The sequence below is a fragment of the uncultured Gimesia sp. genome, from assembly GCF_963976445.1.
In the GTDB taxonomy this organism is placed as follows: domain Bacteria; phylum Planctomycetota; class Planctomycetia; order Planctomycetales; family Planctomycetaceae; genus Gimesia.
Genome location: NZ_CAXBKP010000001.1, coordinates 367,206 through 387,336, shown reverse-complemented (window position 1 = coordinate 387,336; position 20,131 = coordinate 367,206). Strand labels below are relative to the sequence as shown.

4 protein-coding genes are annotated in these 20,131 nt (G+C 47.2%); 3 read left to right on the top strand and 1 reads right to left on the bottom strand.

Translation table 11 applies throughout. The features are described 5' to 3' along the window. Nucleotides 1–519: 519 nt before the first annotated feature. From AAC022_RS01445 to AAC022_RS01435, 3 genes are all read left to right on the top strand, one after another. The gene (locus AAC022_RS01445; RefSeq protein WP_339727281.1) at nt 520–17,574 is read left to right on the top strand and encodes a choice-of-anchor Q domain-containing protein; all 17,055 of its coding nucleotides are present in this window, start codon (nt 520–522) and stop codon (nt 17,572–17,574) included. A 244-nt stretch (nt 17,575–17,818) separates the two neighbouring features. Beyond that, nucleotides 17,819–18,604: a hypothetical protein gene (locus AAC022_RS01440; protein WP_339727280.1), complete on the top strand. Its 786-nt coding sequence runs from the start codon at nt 17,819–17,821 to the stop codon at nt 18,602–18,604. A 13-nt stretch (nt 18,605–18,617) separates the two neighbouring features. Then, a complete protein-coding gene (locus AAC022_RS01435) occupies nt 18,618–19,367 on the top strand; it encodes an endonuclease/exonuclease/phosphatase family protein (protein ID WP_339727278.1) in 750 nt (249 codons plus the stop codon). A 66-nt stretch (nt 19,368–19,433) separates the two neighbouring features. Here the strand turns inward: AAC022_RS01435 and AAC022_RS01430 are convergent, their stop codons facing one another. After that, nucleotides 19,434–19,793 carry a hypothetical protein gene (locus AAC022_RS01430; RefSeq protein WP_339727277.1) on the bottom strand — a complete coding sequence of 120 codons (360 nt, stop codon included), beginning with the start codon at nt 19,791–19,793 and terminating at the stop codon, nt 19,434–19,436. Between the last annotated feature and the right edge of the window lie 338 nt (nt 19,794–20,131).

Below are 20,131 nucleotides of genomic sequence, written 5' to 3'. Positions count from 1 at the left end.
CTCAAGTTGTCTCTAAGAAGGAAAAGTGTAAATCACCATTTCAAGTACCAGGCGAGTTTCCGCTTTTCGAGGGGCTGGCATGATTGTTACAAGTGGAATCTAGTGGTTAAATTTTACCTAATTTGTGCAAATTTCTTTGACTTCGGTTCAGAGTAGTTTTTAGCATCAAAGACTGGATTTCTGTTAATAGGCAGAAAGTGTGAAAATGGAGTTGTGTTCAAATGTACTGTTTGGGCTCCGCTTCATTTCAGAACGAGCTGGATTGAATCAGAATTTAACAACTAACAATAAAACAGATTGGCATTTAAGTTTGTTGTAAAAAAGGGAAGCGGGATATGAAATCTCATTCATTTTACAGTAAAATGCCAAGGCAAAATTAGAGTTTATGGGAGACAGCAGATGTTACTGACATCTTGGGTTGAGTCGATGCGAGTTGCTTTCGAAAAAAGCCGGAAGGCTACTTTAAATCCTCGTCGCCGACTTCAGCTTAGAAGTGTTCCTTCTTCAGCACGTCAGAAAGTGCAACGCCGGATAGCGATTGAGCAGTTGGAAGATCGAACTCTTCTGACCTCGTTGATTATCAATCAGCTGACGGCAGGTCTGGGCCTGACACTTAATAATTCTGTCTTGGACCCTGATGCAGATGGTGTCTCTAATTTTGACTCGATCATCTTCGAGAATCTGACGATTGATGCGTCGTCTGGATCTGCTGTTTCGATTGATCTTGATAATTTAACATTCAGCGATCCGTTTTCGATTCTGTTTGATAATGTCGCAATCACTGGCACATCAGGCACAGGGATCGATATTGAACTTTCAAACCTGCTGATCGATACGATTGCGATTGACAGTTCGACAATCACCGGAGGTGTGGGAAATGCCTTTAATGTCGATCTGACCAATGTGATCCTTAACGAATTTAATGTGATCGATTCCACGTTGTCAGGGCAAGCTGGCGCTGGCGTGGCTGTGACGATGGATGATTCGATAATCGACGAATCTTCAATTCGACGTTCTACCATTGACGGTGTTTCGTTTGATGTCACCAATGGCTCTATTTTGCGTCATACAACGCTGGCAGACAATACCATCGCGGGAACATCAGGAAATGATGGTGTTAATGTCAGCATTATTGACTCTCTGGCAGAAGAAATTCGGCTGACCAATAACAACAGCATTCAAGGTGTCAGTATCAATGTCGACGACACTGCTGACGGTACTGCTGCGTTGTTGACTGAGCTATTCATTCACAGCAACATCATTACCGGCAATACTGCAGGCGCTGGTGTGCAGATTGATTTGAACAATGTTGATCAGTTCATTTCTATCACTGAAAACACGATCACAGCCAACACTGGTCATGGAATTGTCTTTGATCAGACTGATGGAGACCTAAGCGGGGATATTTCTGATAACGTGATCGCAAATAATACCGGTCACGGTATCTTCTTTACTCCCACTACCACAAACCCCGTTCCCACCGGTGACGGGGCTCCTGGTGTGCCTGCCTTTGAGGGGACACCTGGTTCGACAGACAAAATTGATTTTGCCGCTTCGCGGGATGAAGTTCAACTGATTACATTCTCCGGCCAGCCATCAGGGGGGACCTATACCATTTCCTACACGGGAGGAAATGGTATTACTGAAACAACCGCCGGACTTTTTTCCACAGCGACTGCGGCTCAGGTGAAATCTGCCATGGTCGCCGCGTTTAGCGACCTTGAATTTGGCGATGTACTCGTAAATGGCAACTTCCTGGACGGCTACGAAGTGGAATTTGTTAACGCCACGGGTGCTCAGAATATCAATCCACTCACACTCGATACCAGTGGTTTCATCAGTAACGCTCCTATCGTCACCTTGACTCAGAGTACGGCTGGAAATATTAATGAAATTCAGCACTTCGAAGTGACAGGGACTCCCGCTTTTGGTTTTTACCAAATCAACTTTTTGGGGCAACCGGTATTCTTATCCTTCAGTGATGCTGATCCCACCAATGGTGCCGCTGCCGGTAACATTGCGGCAGCTTTAAACACGGTTGCGAATACGGCTGGCTTTGCTGGAACACCGGTGGACGTGGTCGTCAACGGTAACGGTTTTGATATCCTGTTCCTGGATACCGGCTCACTGCATGATCTGAACATACCTCCCATCACGATTGATGCCTCCGGTTTACGACTCTTCGTCAGTGTTGAGATCGGACCAACGGAACTCAATCCGAACAAGCCCAGCACGCAGACGATTAATTTTACAGATGTCTTCGGTAATCTTGTGGTTCCTACTCCCGGTAGTTCGTTCCAGCTGACTTTCCAGGGAGAAACGACCGGAGATATTTTGGTTGACGCAGATCCCGTGGTTATGGCAGCGAATATTGATGCTGCTCTGGAAGCACTTCCTTCAGCGACCACCAGCACCGGTGCCGAGGGTAACTTTATCGTAATGGGAGATTATGCCAATGGGTTTGAGATCGCCTTCAATGAAATTCAGCATTTGGAACTGATTTTTCCAACCGCGCCGACATTCGGTTCATTTGAATTGACGTTCTTGGGACAGACAGCGAATCTTCCCTTTACGTCAGCGTTGCCCACTGCCGCTGCCGCGACGAGCATTCAAAACGCGTTAAACCAGATTGCTAACAATCAGGGCTTCGGTGGGATTCCGATTCAAGTCGTCGTGAACGGCAGTGGCTTTGATATCATCTTCCTCGATTCAGGTACCCTTGCCAATCAGGACATCGGACAGATCATTTCCGATGCAACGGGTTTGAGATACGAAGTATTGATCAGCCAGATCGCTCAAGGGGGAGTTGGTAATAATGAACAGCAAGGCTTGCGAGTGGTCGACTTGCAAGGAGCATTCCCCTTTACATTCGAAACTGTCGGTCCCAACGCTGGTGTCTTTCTTACCAATCCACCACTGGGAGCTGCTTTTACACTGACATTCCAGAGTGAAACCACGGGGGCAATCGCCTTTGATCCCGACCCTGCTGTGACGGCAGCGAGTATCGATGCCGCCCTCGAAGGCCTGCCTTCAGCGACTACCGGTAATGACTTTACGGTTACTGGAAACTATAGCAGTGGTTTTACAATTACATTCACAGGAGATTTTGGCAATCTTAATGTTCCGATCCTGGTTGCAAATATCTTTACTCAAGATATCGAAGCCTCCACACGAGTGGGTGATTTTGATATCACGACCGTATTTTTCATTACGGGAGATGTTCTTTCTGGTCCCCTTGAGCCGTTCGTTAATGTCACTCCTTCCACTGTCATAGATGGCTTCGGGATCAATGAAATTCAAAACATTGCCTTCCCAAGCGTTCCTGGCGGAGGAACGTTCACGCTTGATTTTGCTGGTAGCACAAATGGGCCTGTAACGCTCGACTTTGACGCTACGGCAGCCGAAGTGCAAGAGGCATTAGAGAGCTTGGATTCGATTGGCGCAGGGAATGTACTAGTTACCGGCTCTGTCTCCGCCACTGGATTTTCTATCGAATTTATTGGTGACTTCAGAGCGGATCCCGCTGGTTCTCTGATTGTGCTTGACGAATCCGGTTTGCTAGCTGCTTCAGCTCTAGTAACAACCACCACAGAAGGCACATCAATCAACGAAGTGCAGGAAGTGTCGATCAGCGGCGCACCGACGGGCGGATCATTTACGCTCACTTTTGACGGTGAAACGACGGGAGCGATTGCTCATAATGCCAGTGCTGCTTTGATAATCGCAGCATTGGAAGCGCTGGGAAATATCAATCCTGGTGATGTGTTTGTGCGTGGCGACGCACTCAGTGGTTTTGAAATTGAATTTGTCGGTATCCTGGCTAAGATCAACGTGCCTCTGGTGATGGCCGATGCCAGCGGGTTGACAGGTGGTACTTCTCCTGCCATCACAACAAAGACTACTTCTGTGGGTGGTTATTTACGCGGAATTCGCGGTAACACGATCACTGGTAACTCGGGAGCCGGGGTCGAAATTGATCTGGCAATGTATACATCCTTCTATGGAGATATTGCCGGCAATACGATCAGTTCAAATGAAACTCTGGGGATCAATCTGGTTGCCGCAGATTTCACCAGCTTGAAGAGCGTTGATTTCAGCTTGTCTGTCGATGGCAACACGATGGATGATAACCGTGGTGCAGCGATTGCTGTGAATATGGAAGATACTGCAACCGGCGATGTCAGTATCACGAATAATACGATTACTGGTACCCGCAATGACAATACTGTCACTACGCCGTATCTCGGTGATGCCATTTATATTGACTTGTATGGCACTAATGTCGATTTCGAGGCATTTAACCAGTTGCGTGACTTAACTATTGATGGCAACTTCATTGGTACCGATGCCGCCAATACAGCAGGTCAGGGAAATGCCGGTCATGGTGTGGGAATTCACATTGAAGAATTTACCATTATCGACCGGACCCAGATTTCCAACAACGTGATTGTTAATAACAGTATCGATGGTATTAATTTCCATCGTGAGGATGATGCCCGTGTGGGACGCGCTGTGATTGATCCCATCGTGGGTGAAGAACGTGCTGTGATGATTTATAGTAATACGATCACCGGGAATAGTGATGGTATTGATATCCTGGCTCAGAATTCGAATTTGCGGACAACTGATTTTGAGATTCGGGATAACGTGATCTCGACGAATATTCGTGATGGTGTCAGTCTGCATGCAGAAGCAGATGCCACAATTTTTGCTGATATTATCAATAACGAGATTACCTTAAACGGTATCAATGGTATTGAATCGACAACACGTACGACTGCGACGAGTTACTTTGGGACTGACCGACGTGATATTTCCGGATCATGGACCCAAAATACAATCAGCAACAACTCATCACATGGAGTTCGTATTTCCGGTCGCATTGGAAACCGGAATATGTTGTTTATTGGTCTCGACGGAGTTGACCCCGTTACCGGTGAAGATCGTGGTAACATGATCGCGAATAACGGCAACGACGGGATCCAGATCGCCGCTCATCTGGATCGTGTCGAAGGTAATGTCAAAATTGCCAACAACACGATTCTCGCAAACGCAACTGGCGGACTGGAAATTTCTGGTGAAGGGCTCTCGTCATCCATCGATGAAAACTTGATTGAGGGCAACAACGGTAAGGGAATTGATATCAATTCCAATGGCCAGACGGTGTTCCTGCGTAATAACAGAATCACTAATAACACTTTGGATGGATTAGAAATTCTCAGTGCGAATTTCATCGCTTTCACTGAACTGAATATTCCCACAAGTGTCCTGTTTAGCCAAACCACGAGTGTGACGGCGATTGGCAACTACATTGATAATAACGGTGGTCGTGGTGTTGACTTGCAAACGGAAGAATCCGCGAATTCCGACTTTATCTTCGGTGATGGTACAGAAACAGGTGCTAACGAGATCAGATCGAATGCCCTGGAAGGATTTTATGTAATTACCACTGCATCGCGTGGTCAGGATCAGGATGCAGACAGTACGGCTGCCTTGGATGCAACAGGGAGTGTGACGACATCAAGTGCTGATATGGTATTGCAAATGGACCGAAACTATATCCAGTTTAATGGAGTGGATAGTGATTTCTCGACAACCGGTTTAGTCTTGCGGATTGGTACTTCGGCTTCCAGCACCAGCTTTACCAGCCAGACTCCGGGATCCAATGCCAGTGTGGGGAATGAGAGCAGTAGTGATTTTGGAAATGGTCGTTCGAATGTCGCAGTCACAAATAACGACTTTGAAGGTAACTTTGGCGAAGATTTTTATGTTGAGTCTTTCGCTTCAACCGTAGATCCACCAACCACAGCCTCTAACTGGGATATTAATTCCAATCCGGCCTTCCGGGTGACGGGTTCTTACCGCCGCGACCCATTGGCTCGTTTGAATCTGGTATTTCAAGATAATACCGGTAACGGTTTGGATGTCGTCAACGTGGGGGCATTCTACGATAATTCAGAAGGGGTATTTAAGTCTCGAATTCGAAATGGTACACCCACCCCGAATCCGGATGGTCCCTTCACATCGGCTACTCGCCGGCGTAATGCACAACGCGTCGCATCCCGAACTGATTTAGCTCCCTTTAGCGCCCCCAACGAAGCGCCGACTGCAGTGGGAACTGTTGCGGATGCGTTTCTGTCTGTTCCGGGGGGCCCTATTCAAATTACCACGACAACCGCACATGGGTTGTTTACCGGATCCACTGTTGAAATTACAGGTGTCATTGCCGAAGATTTGTTATTAGGTTTCTTCACTGATCTGAATCCCGTTAACGGCGTATTCGTGATTGATGTGATTGACGCCTTAAACTTTACCTTGAGGAGTACGGAAGGGGCCACTCTTGGTGATGCATTCACAGACTTTGGCACTTGGTCTTTCAATAATAATGGAGCCTTCCTGTATGATGGTATGGGAGTCAGCACATTCCGGATTGCTCAAGGTTATGACGGTGTGGACGGTTCTGGTTTAGGCGATGGTTTCCAAGAGGGAGATTCATTTTTAACAGAGACAAATCGACCAGGAACCATCTTTGGGGAACTCAACTTTGGCTGGGATATCTGGACTCCGAATGCGGAAACCTTCCTGACTCCGGAAACCAATACATTCCTGACGGCTGACATTTCAGTTGCTGTCCCTGATCCCACTACTGGTGCGCTTACCGATCCATTGACCATTTCTTTCACGGAAGACGTGAATGGGGTGGATTTCAGTGATTTTGTATTACTGAGAGACAATGTGGCGGTTACGTTGAACGCCGGTATGCTGACGCAGATCAATTCCCGTACTTTTGAGTTGGATTTAAGTTCTGTAACTGGGATCGAAGGCGAGTATCAGCTACGTCTGTTGAATGATGGTTCGATTTCTGATGCCAAGTACATTGATCCTTTCTCACCGTTGTTTGGTGATTTTCCTTCGAACTTCCTGATGTTTGGTGATGTTGAGCGGTTCACCGTTGATACGACTGCTCCGACAGCAGATATTGTGGACGTTTCTCCCGATCCGCGCAGCGAAGCAGCTGGTGAAGTTGTTGTCAACTTTTCGGAAGCTGTGAATGGCGTTGATTTGAGTGACTTTACACTTGAGTTTACTCCTGCGGGAGGTGGCGCGATGACCACGGTCAATCTCGCTTCCACACCAGCTACTTTGACACAGGTTACTGGAAGTCAGTTTGTACTCGATCTGAGTAAAGTTTCCAGTTTGTCCGGTGATTATGAATTAACACTCAACACTGCGGGATCGTCGATTACGGACCTGGCAGGAAGCACACTAGCTGCCGATGCCGTTGATATGTGGGTCAACGATACTCTGGCTCCCATTGCCCAGTTTGTAAATGTGACCGATCCGGTTCCATCGGGAACGGACCCTGGTTTTTCCGTGGTGATGAATTTCTCTGAAAATGTGACGGGGCTGGCACTGTCCGATTTCACGCTGACGGATCCTAGTGGGAATGTTGTGAATCTTTCCACAACCGGCGCCAGCATTAATGCGATCACACCTTCACAGTATGAAATTGTTCTGGGTGCGCTGGCCGATGCGAATGGTATCTATACGCTGACTTATAATGCCGAAGGCTCTGCCGTTCAGGATGCTTCGGCAAACGAAGTGGCAGGCTCTACATCTGAAACCTGGCAGAAGGGTGTGGAAGTTATCGCACCGACGGCTGGTATTCAGGATATTACACCAGATCCCCGTCCCTCAGGATCTGTAGTAGGTGTCGTGACAGTTAACTTCTCCGAAGATGTGACTGGCGTCGACATTACAGATTTTGAGTTACTGTATGATGATGGAAGCGGTCAGATCAGTATTCCCATCGGGGGGCTACTGGTGACTTCACTGAATGCATCGACATACCAGATCGATTTGAGTTCTGTTACAGCACTCGATGGTGATTATACGCTGAATCTGCTGGCGGATGGTTCCATTGAGGATCTGGCCGGGAACACGTTTGCGACAGGTGCTTCAGACAGTTGGCGTACAGGGGGAACAGGGCCAGTTGCGACGATTGAAGATCTGCCAGCGACTCTGGTTACCAATACCGGAATTGTCACTGTAACCTTCAGTCAGTCTGTGACGGGTGTTGATATTTCTGATTTCCGGTTGACACTGAATGGTCAAAATGTCTCCCTGGCGTTGTTAACTGTCAATCCTGTGAGTGGAACTGAGTACGAAATTGATTTAAGCAGTGTCACAGAAGTGTTTGGAAACTATGAATTCACACTCGTCGCTGCGGGATCGAATATCCGAAATATTTCGAGTGATCCGGTATTAAATAATGCTTCTGAAAGCTGGGTGGCCAGCTCTACGATTGATCTGGCGACTGCTCCTGTATTCACAGACGGAGTTGATTCTGTGTTCGGAGACGGTATTGTCGGTAATGGTTCCGCGGGGTCCCAGACACTGCGTGCTGCCATTCAGGAAGCGAATACTCTCTCAGGTTCCAATATCATTGATCTGGCGGCTGGTACTTATTTATTGAGTATTGGTGGTATCGATGAAGATCTGTCTGCAACGGGTGACCTGGATATTAGTGATAACCTGACAATACGCGGTCAAGGCGTTGGCGTGACGATTATTGACGGTGGGGCCTTAGACCGAATTTTCCAAATCTTTGCCGGAATTACTTTGAATCTGGAAAACCTGACAATCACCAATGGTGCTTTGGCAGGGAGTGCTGACGGAGCAGGTATCCGTAACAGTGGTACAACCACGTTGAATCACGTGGAAGTCACCGGAAATATTGCAGAAGACAGCGCTGGTGGTCTTAATAACAGCGGCACGATGATCATTGTAGATAGTACGGTTTCCAATAATACTGCCGGTGGTAGCGGTGGTGGTATTCGAAATACGGGAACCCTGGAAGTGATCCGTAGTACCATCTTTGGAAACACCACTGAGCGTGATGGTGGTGCTTTATTCAATGCGGGAACAGGCACGGCCTCATTATCCAATTCCACGTTCTCAGGAAACCAGGCAGATCGAAATGGTGGTGCGATCCGAAATACAGCGACCCTGGATGCGATTAACAACACATTTACACTCAACCTGGCGGGATCGCAGGGGGGGGGGATTTCCAATAGCGGTAGTTCTACTCTCCAGAATAACCTGATCATTGGAAATATCGCCTCAAGCAATACTGAACTGTCGGGAGACTTTATTAGTCTGGGCGGGAACTTGACCGGGCTGATTGGTTCCGCAACCGGATTTGGTGTCGGTGATTTCCTGAACGAACTAGATTCATCATTGATTTTGGACGCTACATTAGCAGATAACGGCGGTCCTACCCTCACTCATGCTTTGATCCCGGGAAGCATCGCCATTGATAATGGCGCTCTTGATACCTCTAATGTTGATGAATTCGAACAGCGGGGAAGTTCTCGAATTCTGGGGCAGAACGTTGATATCGGGGCTGTGGAATTTGGAGCGTTCTTTGTGAACAGTTTCCTGGATACCGTTGATGACAATCCGGGAGATGGCATTGCCGCAGATGAAGATGGAAATGTCACGTTACGTGCCGCAATTATGGAAGCCAATGCTTTTTCAGAGAACGTACTGTTCCCCTTCAGTGATTTCCTGATTATTCTCGATCAGGGGACTTATGATCTGACGATCTTGAATGAAATTGATTCTCTTTTGAATGATGCGTCAACCGGCGACTTAGATATTACGTCCGCAGCAGGCAGCATCACAATTCAAGGTTCGAGTGTGGGGCAGACAATCATCAATGCCTCACTCGTGGATGATAGAGTGTTTGATGTCCTGTTCGGTGCAGAACTGAACCTGGATGGTGTGACTGTCACAGGCGGTCATGCTGTCGACGGTAACGGCGGCGGTATCCGCAATGTTGGAACCGTGTCTCTGGTGAATTCGAGCGTCACAGGAAATATGGCTGATGTGAATGGTGGTGGGATTCTCAATGGTCAGCTTGATCGTCAAGGGACTTTGACTATGACGAATAGTACCGTTTCCAACAACAGTGCTGTTGACGGTGGTGGTATCTTCAATAATGACCAGTCTCAGGTAACGATTGTTGATTCTAAGGTTACAGGGAATACTGCCTCCAATGATGGTGGCGGTATCTTCAACGATCTGCAGGCTACGATTGACACGACCAGAAGCACGATTTCGGGTAATACTGCCACTCTTGATGGTGGGGGGATTTACAATAACGATTTAGCGAACCTGACACTCAATGACAGCAAGGTCAACGGTAATACCGCAGATCAAGGGGCCGGTATCTTTAATGAAGAAGCCGCTACTTTAACTGTGAACCGTACCACTGTTTCTGGGAATAATGCATTGCTGCATGGTGGTGGAATTTACAACGATGAAGGTGTCGTCGTTCTCACCGATGTTTCCATCTTGACGAATACGGCTGATAGTGATGGTGGTGGTCTCTACAATGCCTCAGCAGGATCGGTGACGATTACGAATGGTTTCTTTGATGATAACTCCGCAGATCGTGACGGCGGTGCCATCGCGAACTTTGGGGTGAGCCTGACAATTACAGGGACGATCATCAGAGATAGTGATGCTGTGCGAAATGGTGGTGGCCTCTTTAATAACCAGGAAGAAGGAATTGTTTCGCTGGTCTCGACTTCTTTGATTAACAATGAAGCAGTGAACGGCGGGGGAGTCTATAACCAGGAACTGGGGAACATCAACTTCAGCTTTACGAATGTGGTCGATAATATCGCCAGTGCAAATGGTGGTGGTATCTATAACACAGGTGACGCCATCGTTACCGTTCAGCAAACGACCGTTGATGGAAATACTGCTGCGAATGATGGAGCAGGTATTTATAACCAGGACAATGCTCAATTGAATCTAGTCGATAGCACTGTCTCAAATAATATTGCCACTCACTTTGGGGGTGGAGTTTACAATAGCTCAATTGCACCGGCAGACATTGTTAACGCGACAATTTCCAGTAACGAAGCGTTGAGCGGTGGTGGAATTTATAACGGCGAAGAAGGTAGCATGGAACTTACCAATGCAACCGTCTTTAATAACTCCGCGACTATTGGCGGGGGAGTCCTGAATGCCGTTGATGGTTTTGTCAGTGTGGCAAATACGATTATTGCAGGCAACTCAAGTATTTCGCCTGGCCCTGATGTGACGGGAGATTTTGATTCCCTGGGTACTAACCTGATTGGGGTCGGCGGCATTTCTACAGGCTTTACCGATGGAGTCAATGGAGATCTGGTTGGTACATTCGCGACCCCTATCAGCCCGGGACTGGGCGCGTTGCAGGATAACGGCGGTGCGACATTCACTCACGAACTGTTAGGCGGCAGTCTGGCACGAGACGCTGGTAACAATTTCTATGCTCCGACAGATGACCAACGTGGTTTTGCCCGCTTGTTCGATGGGGATGGAAATGGTTCTCTGATCGTTGATATTGGTGCTTTTGAATCTGGTTATATCGTGACTGGATTCGGAGATTCCATTGATGTGGCTCCGGGAGATGGAGTCAGTGTCGACGCGAACGGTCAAAGTACCTTACGTGCAGCAATTATTGAATCAAATGCCCGTCTGGGAGCGGATACCATTTTACTGGGTACCGGAGTTTACACACTCTCTCTGTTTGGCACGGGTGAAGACAATGCCTTCTGGGGTGACCTGGACATCACAGATGACTTGACGATTATCGGTGCGGGATCAGGCAGAACAATTATTGATGCCGATTTTCTGGATCGTATTTTCCACATCTTTACCGATGTCAATGTATCGATCCGAGGAGTAACCCTCGTTAATGGCAATGTAACCCGCGTTGAAGATGGGGGAGCAATTCTCAACTACGGTAATTTGACTTTGGAAGATGTTGAGATCAGAAACAGTCTTGCGAATCGTGGTGGTGCGCTGTTTAACAATGGTGTTGTTACCATTACTGATAGTGAATTCATACAGAATACTGCGATTGCCGGTGGTGGTGGGATCTTTAACACGAATGGTGCAACAGTCACTCTGGTCATGAGCACCATTTCGAATAATGATGCTGAAAATGGTGGTGGTATCTATAATGCCGTCACCGGAACATTGGAGATCATCGATACCACTCTCGATAGCAACACAGCAACGATTGCCGGTGGTGCCATTTATAATTCCTCTGAAGCTGCAGTTGGAAATGGTGAGGGCAGCAATGACAGCGGAGACCCCACGCCACCAGTTCCACCAGTTCCACCAGTAGAGCCTGAATTTACAATTGATGTTGTCTTTACCGACTCCAGTTTAACAGCCAGCCAACAGGCCATTTTCCAACAGGCGGCTGACCGTTGGAGTGAAATTATTATCGCCGATGTTCCCGATGTTGTGATTGCTGGAATTGGTCTGGTAGACGATTTACGGATTGAAGCAACAGCTCCCTTCATTGATGGTGTCAACGGAGTTCTCGGTCAGGCCGGTCCGACTACCTTTCGTAGCGGTTCTTTCATTCCCGCTACAGGGATAATGCAGTTTGATTCTGCCGATGTAGCCGCTTTAGAAGCAAGTGGCCAATTACTGACCGTGATCCTGCATGAAATGGGACACGTTCTAGGGATTGGAACGATTTGGGAAGCTTTAGGTTTAGTGATTGATCTTGATACAGCAGATCCTCGCTATATCGGTACCGAAGCAATTGCCCAATATAATGCACTGTTGGGACTAAGTGTTGTTGATATCCCAGTAGCAAATGTAGGGACGAGAAATGATGGATCATTCGGTTCTCATTGGCGGGAAGCAGACCTGATCAATGAGTTAATGACTCCGATTTTAAATGCTGGTTCCAACCCGCTGAGTACAATCACGATTGGAAGTCTGGCTGATTTAGGATACGTTGTTGATCTCAGTGTGGCCGATACGTATCCATTGCTGGCTCCTAATTCAGTAGGTGCATCTAGTTTTGTTTCCTTAGGTGAAATGCTGGAAGTTGAATCATCCATTGTCTTGAGTGAGAGTGCATTTGTTTCTGTTGCAGCGGGTGCCGGTACAGTTACGATTTCCAACAGTACGGTTTCGAATAACTTTGCAGGAACGCGTGGCGGCGGTTTGCTGAATGAAGACCCGATGACTCTTTCGAATGTTACTTTCTCTGGCAATGAAGCTGGGAAAGAAGGGGGAGCCATTCATAACACGGGTGAGCTGACAATCAATAATACCACGATTTATGATAACTTTACTGAAGGAACAGGCGGTGGTATTTATTCCGTTGCTGATTCTGCCAGTGTGAATATTAAAAATACGATTCTGGCGGGCAATAATGCTCTCGTCAGTGGATCTGATGTAGAGGGTGTCTTCGACTCTCAGGGGAATAACCTGATTGGGGCTCGGGGCGGGGCCATCGGCTTTGTTGATGGATTCAATAACGATTTTGTTGGTTCTGACGTGCAAAGACTGGACCCTGTGTTGAGCGCTTTGCAGGACAATGGCGGCCCGACCTTTACTCATGCATTACTGGCAGGTAGTCTGGCAATTGACGCTGGTGACAATACCGATGGTGATGTCACCGACCAGCGTGGGGCTTCAAGACCTACTGATACCACAAGTGATATCGGTGCCTACGAAATTGTGACACCAACGATTAGTATCGCAGATATCAGTCAGGTCGAAACGAATTCGGGAACCACAGTCTTTGAGATCGTCGTGTCGCTGTCGAATGCGAATGTCGATGAAGTGACTGTTGACTATGAAACCTCAAATGGTACCGCCGTCGCCGGGATTGATTATGCCTTTACAACAGGCTCCGTCACGTTCTCGCCTGGTGAAACCACTCAGATCATTGAAGTGATCGTGAACGGTGATACCGATGTTGAAAATCATGAAACATTCTTTGTGAATTTGTTTAATGCAGTCGGTGCCCAAATTGGCGATGATCAATCGCAGGGTACGATCCTGAATGATGAAGCGGATGTTTCCATTAGTGATGTGACTTTAATGGAAGGTCCAGTTGGCACGACAACTAACTTCAACTTTACTGTCTCACTGGCATCTGCTGTTGCCGATGTTGTTACCGTTGATCTTCAGTCATTCGATGGTTCGGCAACGTTAGCCGATGTTGACTATGAAGCGATTGGGTTACAGACAATCACTTTTAATCCCGGCGAAACCAGTAAGACAATTACTGTAGTGGTGAATGGTGATTCCGCGATCGAGAGCGATGAGACATTTACGGTGGAATTGTCAAACCAAAGTGCCAACGCAACCATTTCTAATTCAATCGGGTTGGGAACCATTGAGAATGATGACTTAGCATTGATCTCGATCAGTGATGTCACCTTGACCGAAAACTTCGGTGGGGCAACGACAAACTTCACATTTACGGTTTCGTTATCACAGGCAGCCGGGGTACCAGTTAGCGTTAACGCAACGACTGTCGACGGTACTGCTACTTCGGGTTCAGGTGACTACCTTTCCTTTACCAATGTGCCGATCAACTTTACTGCTGTCGAAACAGTACAAACCATTACTGTGACCGTTAACTCAGACCTGTTAACAATGGAAGGCAATGAAACATTCTTTGTAAATCTTTCGAATGCGATGAATGCGAATATTGCCGATGGTCAGGGTGTGGGAACGATTGTGGAAAGCGGGATCGTTGTCACGACTTTAGACGATGTTGTGGATTCTGGAGACATGTTGACATCCTTGCGTGAAGCAATCACACAAGCCAATAATACCGCGGGAGTCGATAATATTATTCTGCTGCCGGGTATCTACGACATGGCAATTGCCGGAGTCAATGAGAATGGAAACGCGACAGGCGACTTTGACATTCTTGATGATGTGAATATATTCGGTCAGGGGTCTGGTTCGACGATTATCGATGCGAATGGAATTGATCGAATCTTCCATAGCGGTAGCGGTGTGTCGCTCACTCTTTCTAATATGCAGTTAATCAATGGTGATGCTGATAATGGTGGGGCATTGCTTTCTCAAGGGACAACAACTCTAAATCAGCTGATTTTCAAAGATAATAGTGCCGACTTCCTGGGGGGAGCGATTGCCAGTGGAGGTCAGCTGGATATTTCGGATTCTCAGTTCCTGAATAACAGTACTGCTGGTCCTGCGGGAGGCGGAGGGGCCATCTATCAGTTTGAGGATACGGCTACGGTAACCCGTTCGACGTTTACAGATAATACATCCGTTGATGGCCGTGCTGGTGCCGTTTATGTTGCCACCGACGCGACCTTTATTGTTACGCAGTCTCTCTTCAACAATAATACTTCAGGCAGCCGCGGTGGTGCTATCTACAATGAAGGTAGTACAACCTCAACGAATACCACTTATTCCGGAAACCATGCTGGTACTCGCGGCGGTGCGATCTTTAATGCCGGTACATTAATCGTGCGGAATAATACGATCACACTGAACACGGCCGATACCGCCGGTGGGGGGATTTCGAACGATTCGGGACCGATTTCATCACCTCCGATGGTGACCCTGGTGAATACCATTGTTGCTGGAAACAGTGGTTCTGGTAGTAATGATGATCTGGGCGGGGCTTATAACACTGATGGCCAGAGCTTTAATAACCTGATTGGTAATATTGGCGCGGCAACCGGTTTTGTCGATGGTGGCATTGGAAACATCGTTGGTTCACTGATTTCACCCGTCGATCCGAAACTTGGTATTCTGCTTGATAATGGTGGTCCGACAAAAACCCATTTACTGTTGTATGGAAGTCAGGCCATCGATGCTGGTCGAAATGATTCCGTAACGTCGCTTGTTGACCAACGTGGTTTAACAAGAATCGCCGATGGAAACATGGATGCAATGGCTACCGTGGATATCGGAGCTGTTGAGCTGCCAGTTCAACCACCTGCTCCTTTGTTTGGTACGGGAGGGGATGCTTCTGTCGCTGAGGATGAGACGAACATTCAAATTACTGTGGTAAAAGATCGTACTGTCGTTTCAGGCGATGGGCATACCTTTGCCTTGCCAGCAAATGCAGATTGGCTTCACGAGTGGGATTCGTTCTGGGTTGAAGTCTGGGTCGATACGGCCAGCGGCTTCGGTATTTCGGACGTCTTAACGAATATTGCTTACAATACGGCTTACTTTTCTGCTACTTCAGTAGAGTTTGGTTCTAACTTCACATTTAACAGAACCGTCATCCTGGATGATGAAGCTGGCATGGTTCGTAATCTGGGTGGAAGTACGATTCAATCGAATGTGGGGGGGACAGGGCATGCTCTGTTAGCACGCATCAAGTTCGAATCGCTGGAAGGGGATCAAGTTGAAGTCGACTTAGATGATCTTGTCATCGACCCTCTCCAACTTGGCCTGGACGTACAGGATACAGAAATTGATATTGTGGGTGTAGGAGATGTGATTGCCAATGTAGGAGCACTTCCCCAAACTGATCTTTATCCTGTCATCTATGATGTGGATAATAATGATTCAATCGATTTCGGTGATCTGGTCCAAATTACATCAGTTTATAATCAAGAAGTTTATAACTCTTCTTCTGCGTTCACGTCTGCGATGGACTTTAACAAGAATGGAAGAGTCGACTTCAATGACTTAGTTTCTCTGATCAACAATTATGGGAAGAGAAAGAGCGGAAATACTCAAGTCAGCTTCCCAGAGAGTTTTGGTCAAAAATGGATTGGAACATCTCTGGATACTGTCAGCGGTGATGACAGTATCGGTGAAGTGATTGAAGCGGCCGTTGATACCTGGGAAACCGCACTTGGCCTGGAAGAACCACTGGAGATTGAAGTAATCGTTCGCGATTTCGGGACTGCTCAGCTGGGGTCAGGTCAAACAACAGAGTATAACGCCGATGGTATCCCCGTTGGTGGTCGCGTGGTGATTGACGATGATGCTAACGGATTAGGCTGGCACGTTGATGTGACAGATTTGCCTACAGGTGGCGGTTATGACCTGTATACGGTGCTGTTACACGAAATCGGACACGTGCTCGGCTTCACTCGATACTTTAGTGGGTTCGGTAGCCTTGTTGAAACAGATGGTGACGGTGATCTGATCTTTACCGGGTCCGACTTTACTGTCGCCCTTGATTCAACAGGTCTGCATATCGAGGATACTGCGTTACCCAACGATCTGATGAATGATACCCTTGATCCGGGAGTACGAAAGACTCCGTCTGATATCAGCGTGCAAATGTTGCTTGAGTCTTATGCCAGTGCTCAAACAGGTGCTGGTGGCAGTGGTGGGGCCAGCCCGATTTATGGAACGAGTTCGTCAGACTCCGTGGCAGAGCCTGTTCTGGTTCAAAGTCCTGAAGCGGCACAGACATTCGTTGAAGCGTCAACCGTTGGTTTTGTGGCTCCAGCAGCAATCAAAACATCGGAAGAAGAGAGTGTTCTGGCTCAGAGGTCGATATTCGATGCGATTCAACCAAGTGTGTTTGAACATTCAACCGTCGCTGACGAACTGGAACTGGATGAAACGATCTTTGAAGATCTGTATTCATCGACTACGTTTGAGGACGACTTGAATGGATCCGATGTAGATGATCGACAGTTAGTGTTTGCTCATTCAGACAATGAACTGGAACTTACAGCTGACTTTGAAACCGACCAGGAACTGATGGATGATGCCTTTACCAACTGGGAAGGACCTCTGCTTTAAGAGTTGATTCGAAATTGTTCGCTGGTGAACGATCTCTGGTGAATGATTTCAAAAAATATTCAAATGACCCCCTGTAAATGAATCTGATTTACAGGGGGTTTTTTATTGGTGCAGCAAAAACGGGCTCTCTTCTTTCATCAGGCGCCGTTGAGCGGTAAGATACACATAAGGCTGTTTTGCGGGCGGGTTTCATGTTGCAGGCAGTCTGAGTATTTCCGATTAAAACAACTGGGAGACTGAACCCTTGGGAAGACATCATATTGGCATCAAGCAGTGTCTATTATTGTTGAGTCTGGTTCTGTTGCTGGGAGCTCCTCTGCAGGCTGCTGAATGGGGGACGCTGACAGGTCAGTTTATCTATACCGAAAAGCCTGCTCAGCCCGTCAAACTTGACATCAGTCGGGATCAGGAGATCTGTGGGAAATTCAGTGACCAGATTGTAGAGGAGTCGTTCGTCGTTGGGAAAAACGGGGGGCTCAAGAATATCTTTATTTATCTGCGTGAATCGAAGCTGGATGAATCCCTAATCCATGAGAGCTATCAGAATCTGCCTGCAGCGGTGACGATTCAAAATAAGGGGTGTATCTTCCAGCCACATGTTGCCGGGCTTTGGGTTAAAAAACAGAAATTACAAGCGGTGAATGCAGATCTGTGTGCACATGGGTTTCAGGTCAAAGCCTACCGAAACAACAGCCTGAATCAGTTACTGCCGCCGGGAGAAAAGCTGCAGCACCAGTTTGAATTTGGAGAAAAACTTCCGTTACGATTGAGTTGCAGCATCCATCCCTGGCAAGAAGGCTGGCTGGTTGCACTGAACCATCCCTATTTTTCTACTTCGGACGAGACAGGTCAGTTTACGATTAAGAATCTGCCTGTGGGCGATTGGGAATTTCAGCTATGGCATGAAAAGGCCGGTTATCTTGTGGCGAAAGATGACTGGAAACGAGGACGGATGAAGCTTAAAATCGCGGCTGGCAATACTGATCTGGGATTAATCAAAGTCACGCCTGCTATGTTCGCAGGGAAGTAAAAGCGAATCGATCATGCGACTACTAAGCTACAATATTCATAAAGGGATCGGCGGACGGGATCGGCGTTATCGGTTGGAACGCATCCTTGGTGTGATTGAGTCAGAGAATCCTGACATTGTCTGCCTGCATGAAGTGGATCGAAATGTCAGGCGGTCCCGATTTAATAATCAGCCCAAAATCTTTGCTGAATATTTCAATATGCAGGAATCCCTGTTCCAGTTGAATGTGAAGTTGAAGACCGGCGGCTATGGGAATCTGATCCTGTCACGCTGGCCGTTCTTGTCACAGCACCAGATTTCTCTGCGGAACAAATGGCGCAAAGCACGTGGTGCCCAGATTGTTGTCGTTGATTCTCCGGAAGGGGCCTTTCAATTAGTCAACTTCCATCTGGGACTGGCTGAACGAGAACGGCATTGGCAAATTGACCATTTACTGACGCATCGCCTGTTTCAGGAAGGAAATGGGCATCCGACGTTGATTGTCGGGGATACGAATGATTGGCGAAATACCCTGGCGAAGGGGAAATTCTCCGAGCATGATTTCGAGGAAGTCACTCATCCCCCCTCAAAATTTCGCTCGTTTCCCGCATACATGCCCGTTGGCACTTTGGATAAAGCGTTTGTTCGGGGTGAAATAGGAGTTCGGGGTGCGAAGTTATCGCGCTCGAAGATGTCACGGGAAGCCTCCGACCATTTGCCGCTGGTGATCGATTTCCACTTAAATGCGCATGCACGTGACTTCATGAAAAAAGCAGAGCACTGAAAAATCAATGCTCTGCTTGAATATTGCATTTTCACAACCCGTTAAGGGATGCGATAGCGGTCGGTTCTATTCCGCTTTTTTCGAAGGTGGCTGCTGATCTGCTTTGATGAAATCACCAAATGTTTTGCCTTCTACTGGGCTGGGCATTGTTTCTGCATTTTTCAATGCTTTGATGATAATTTCCTTGTCAGTCTGCTTCCGTTTTCCAAGACCTTTACCAACTGCTTTGGCGTAGTCATTTTTCTCTTTTTTCGTTTTTCCAGGATGGCAGACACCACATTTCTTGGCGACCAGCATTTTGGAACCGGGATAAGTTTCTGCCCAGATCTTTTTAAAGTTAGGGCGTGCCTCAACTTTATTTGCAGAGCTGATCAGGGAAAAACCGGCGATGGCCAATCCTAGCATTAAAGCTGTTTTCACGTTCATAAGTTTCCGCATAAAATTCCTCATATTCTTCTAAAAAGTAAGTGACATTTATTCTTCTGAAATTCAGGTTAGAGCCAACCTGAAAACTCAGTAAGTGGTTGCCCCGTATCACAAAGACTCAATTTGTTAATCAATATGCTTTTGCTGTTATCTCTATATTAGAATTATCAGTTTCCGTGCTGTCAACGCCTCCAAGCTGCTCGAATCAAGAATGCTACATTTGAAAAAATCAGGTTCCTCTAATCATGTTTGGATCAGAGTTTGATTGGTGATGTTGTGTGCAGTGTTCCTTGGGGGGGGAAGACTAATTAGGCTGTAAGTCGTTTTGGAAGTTGATC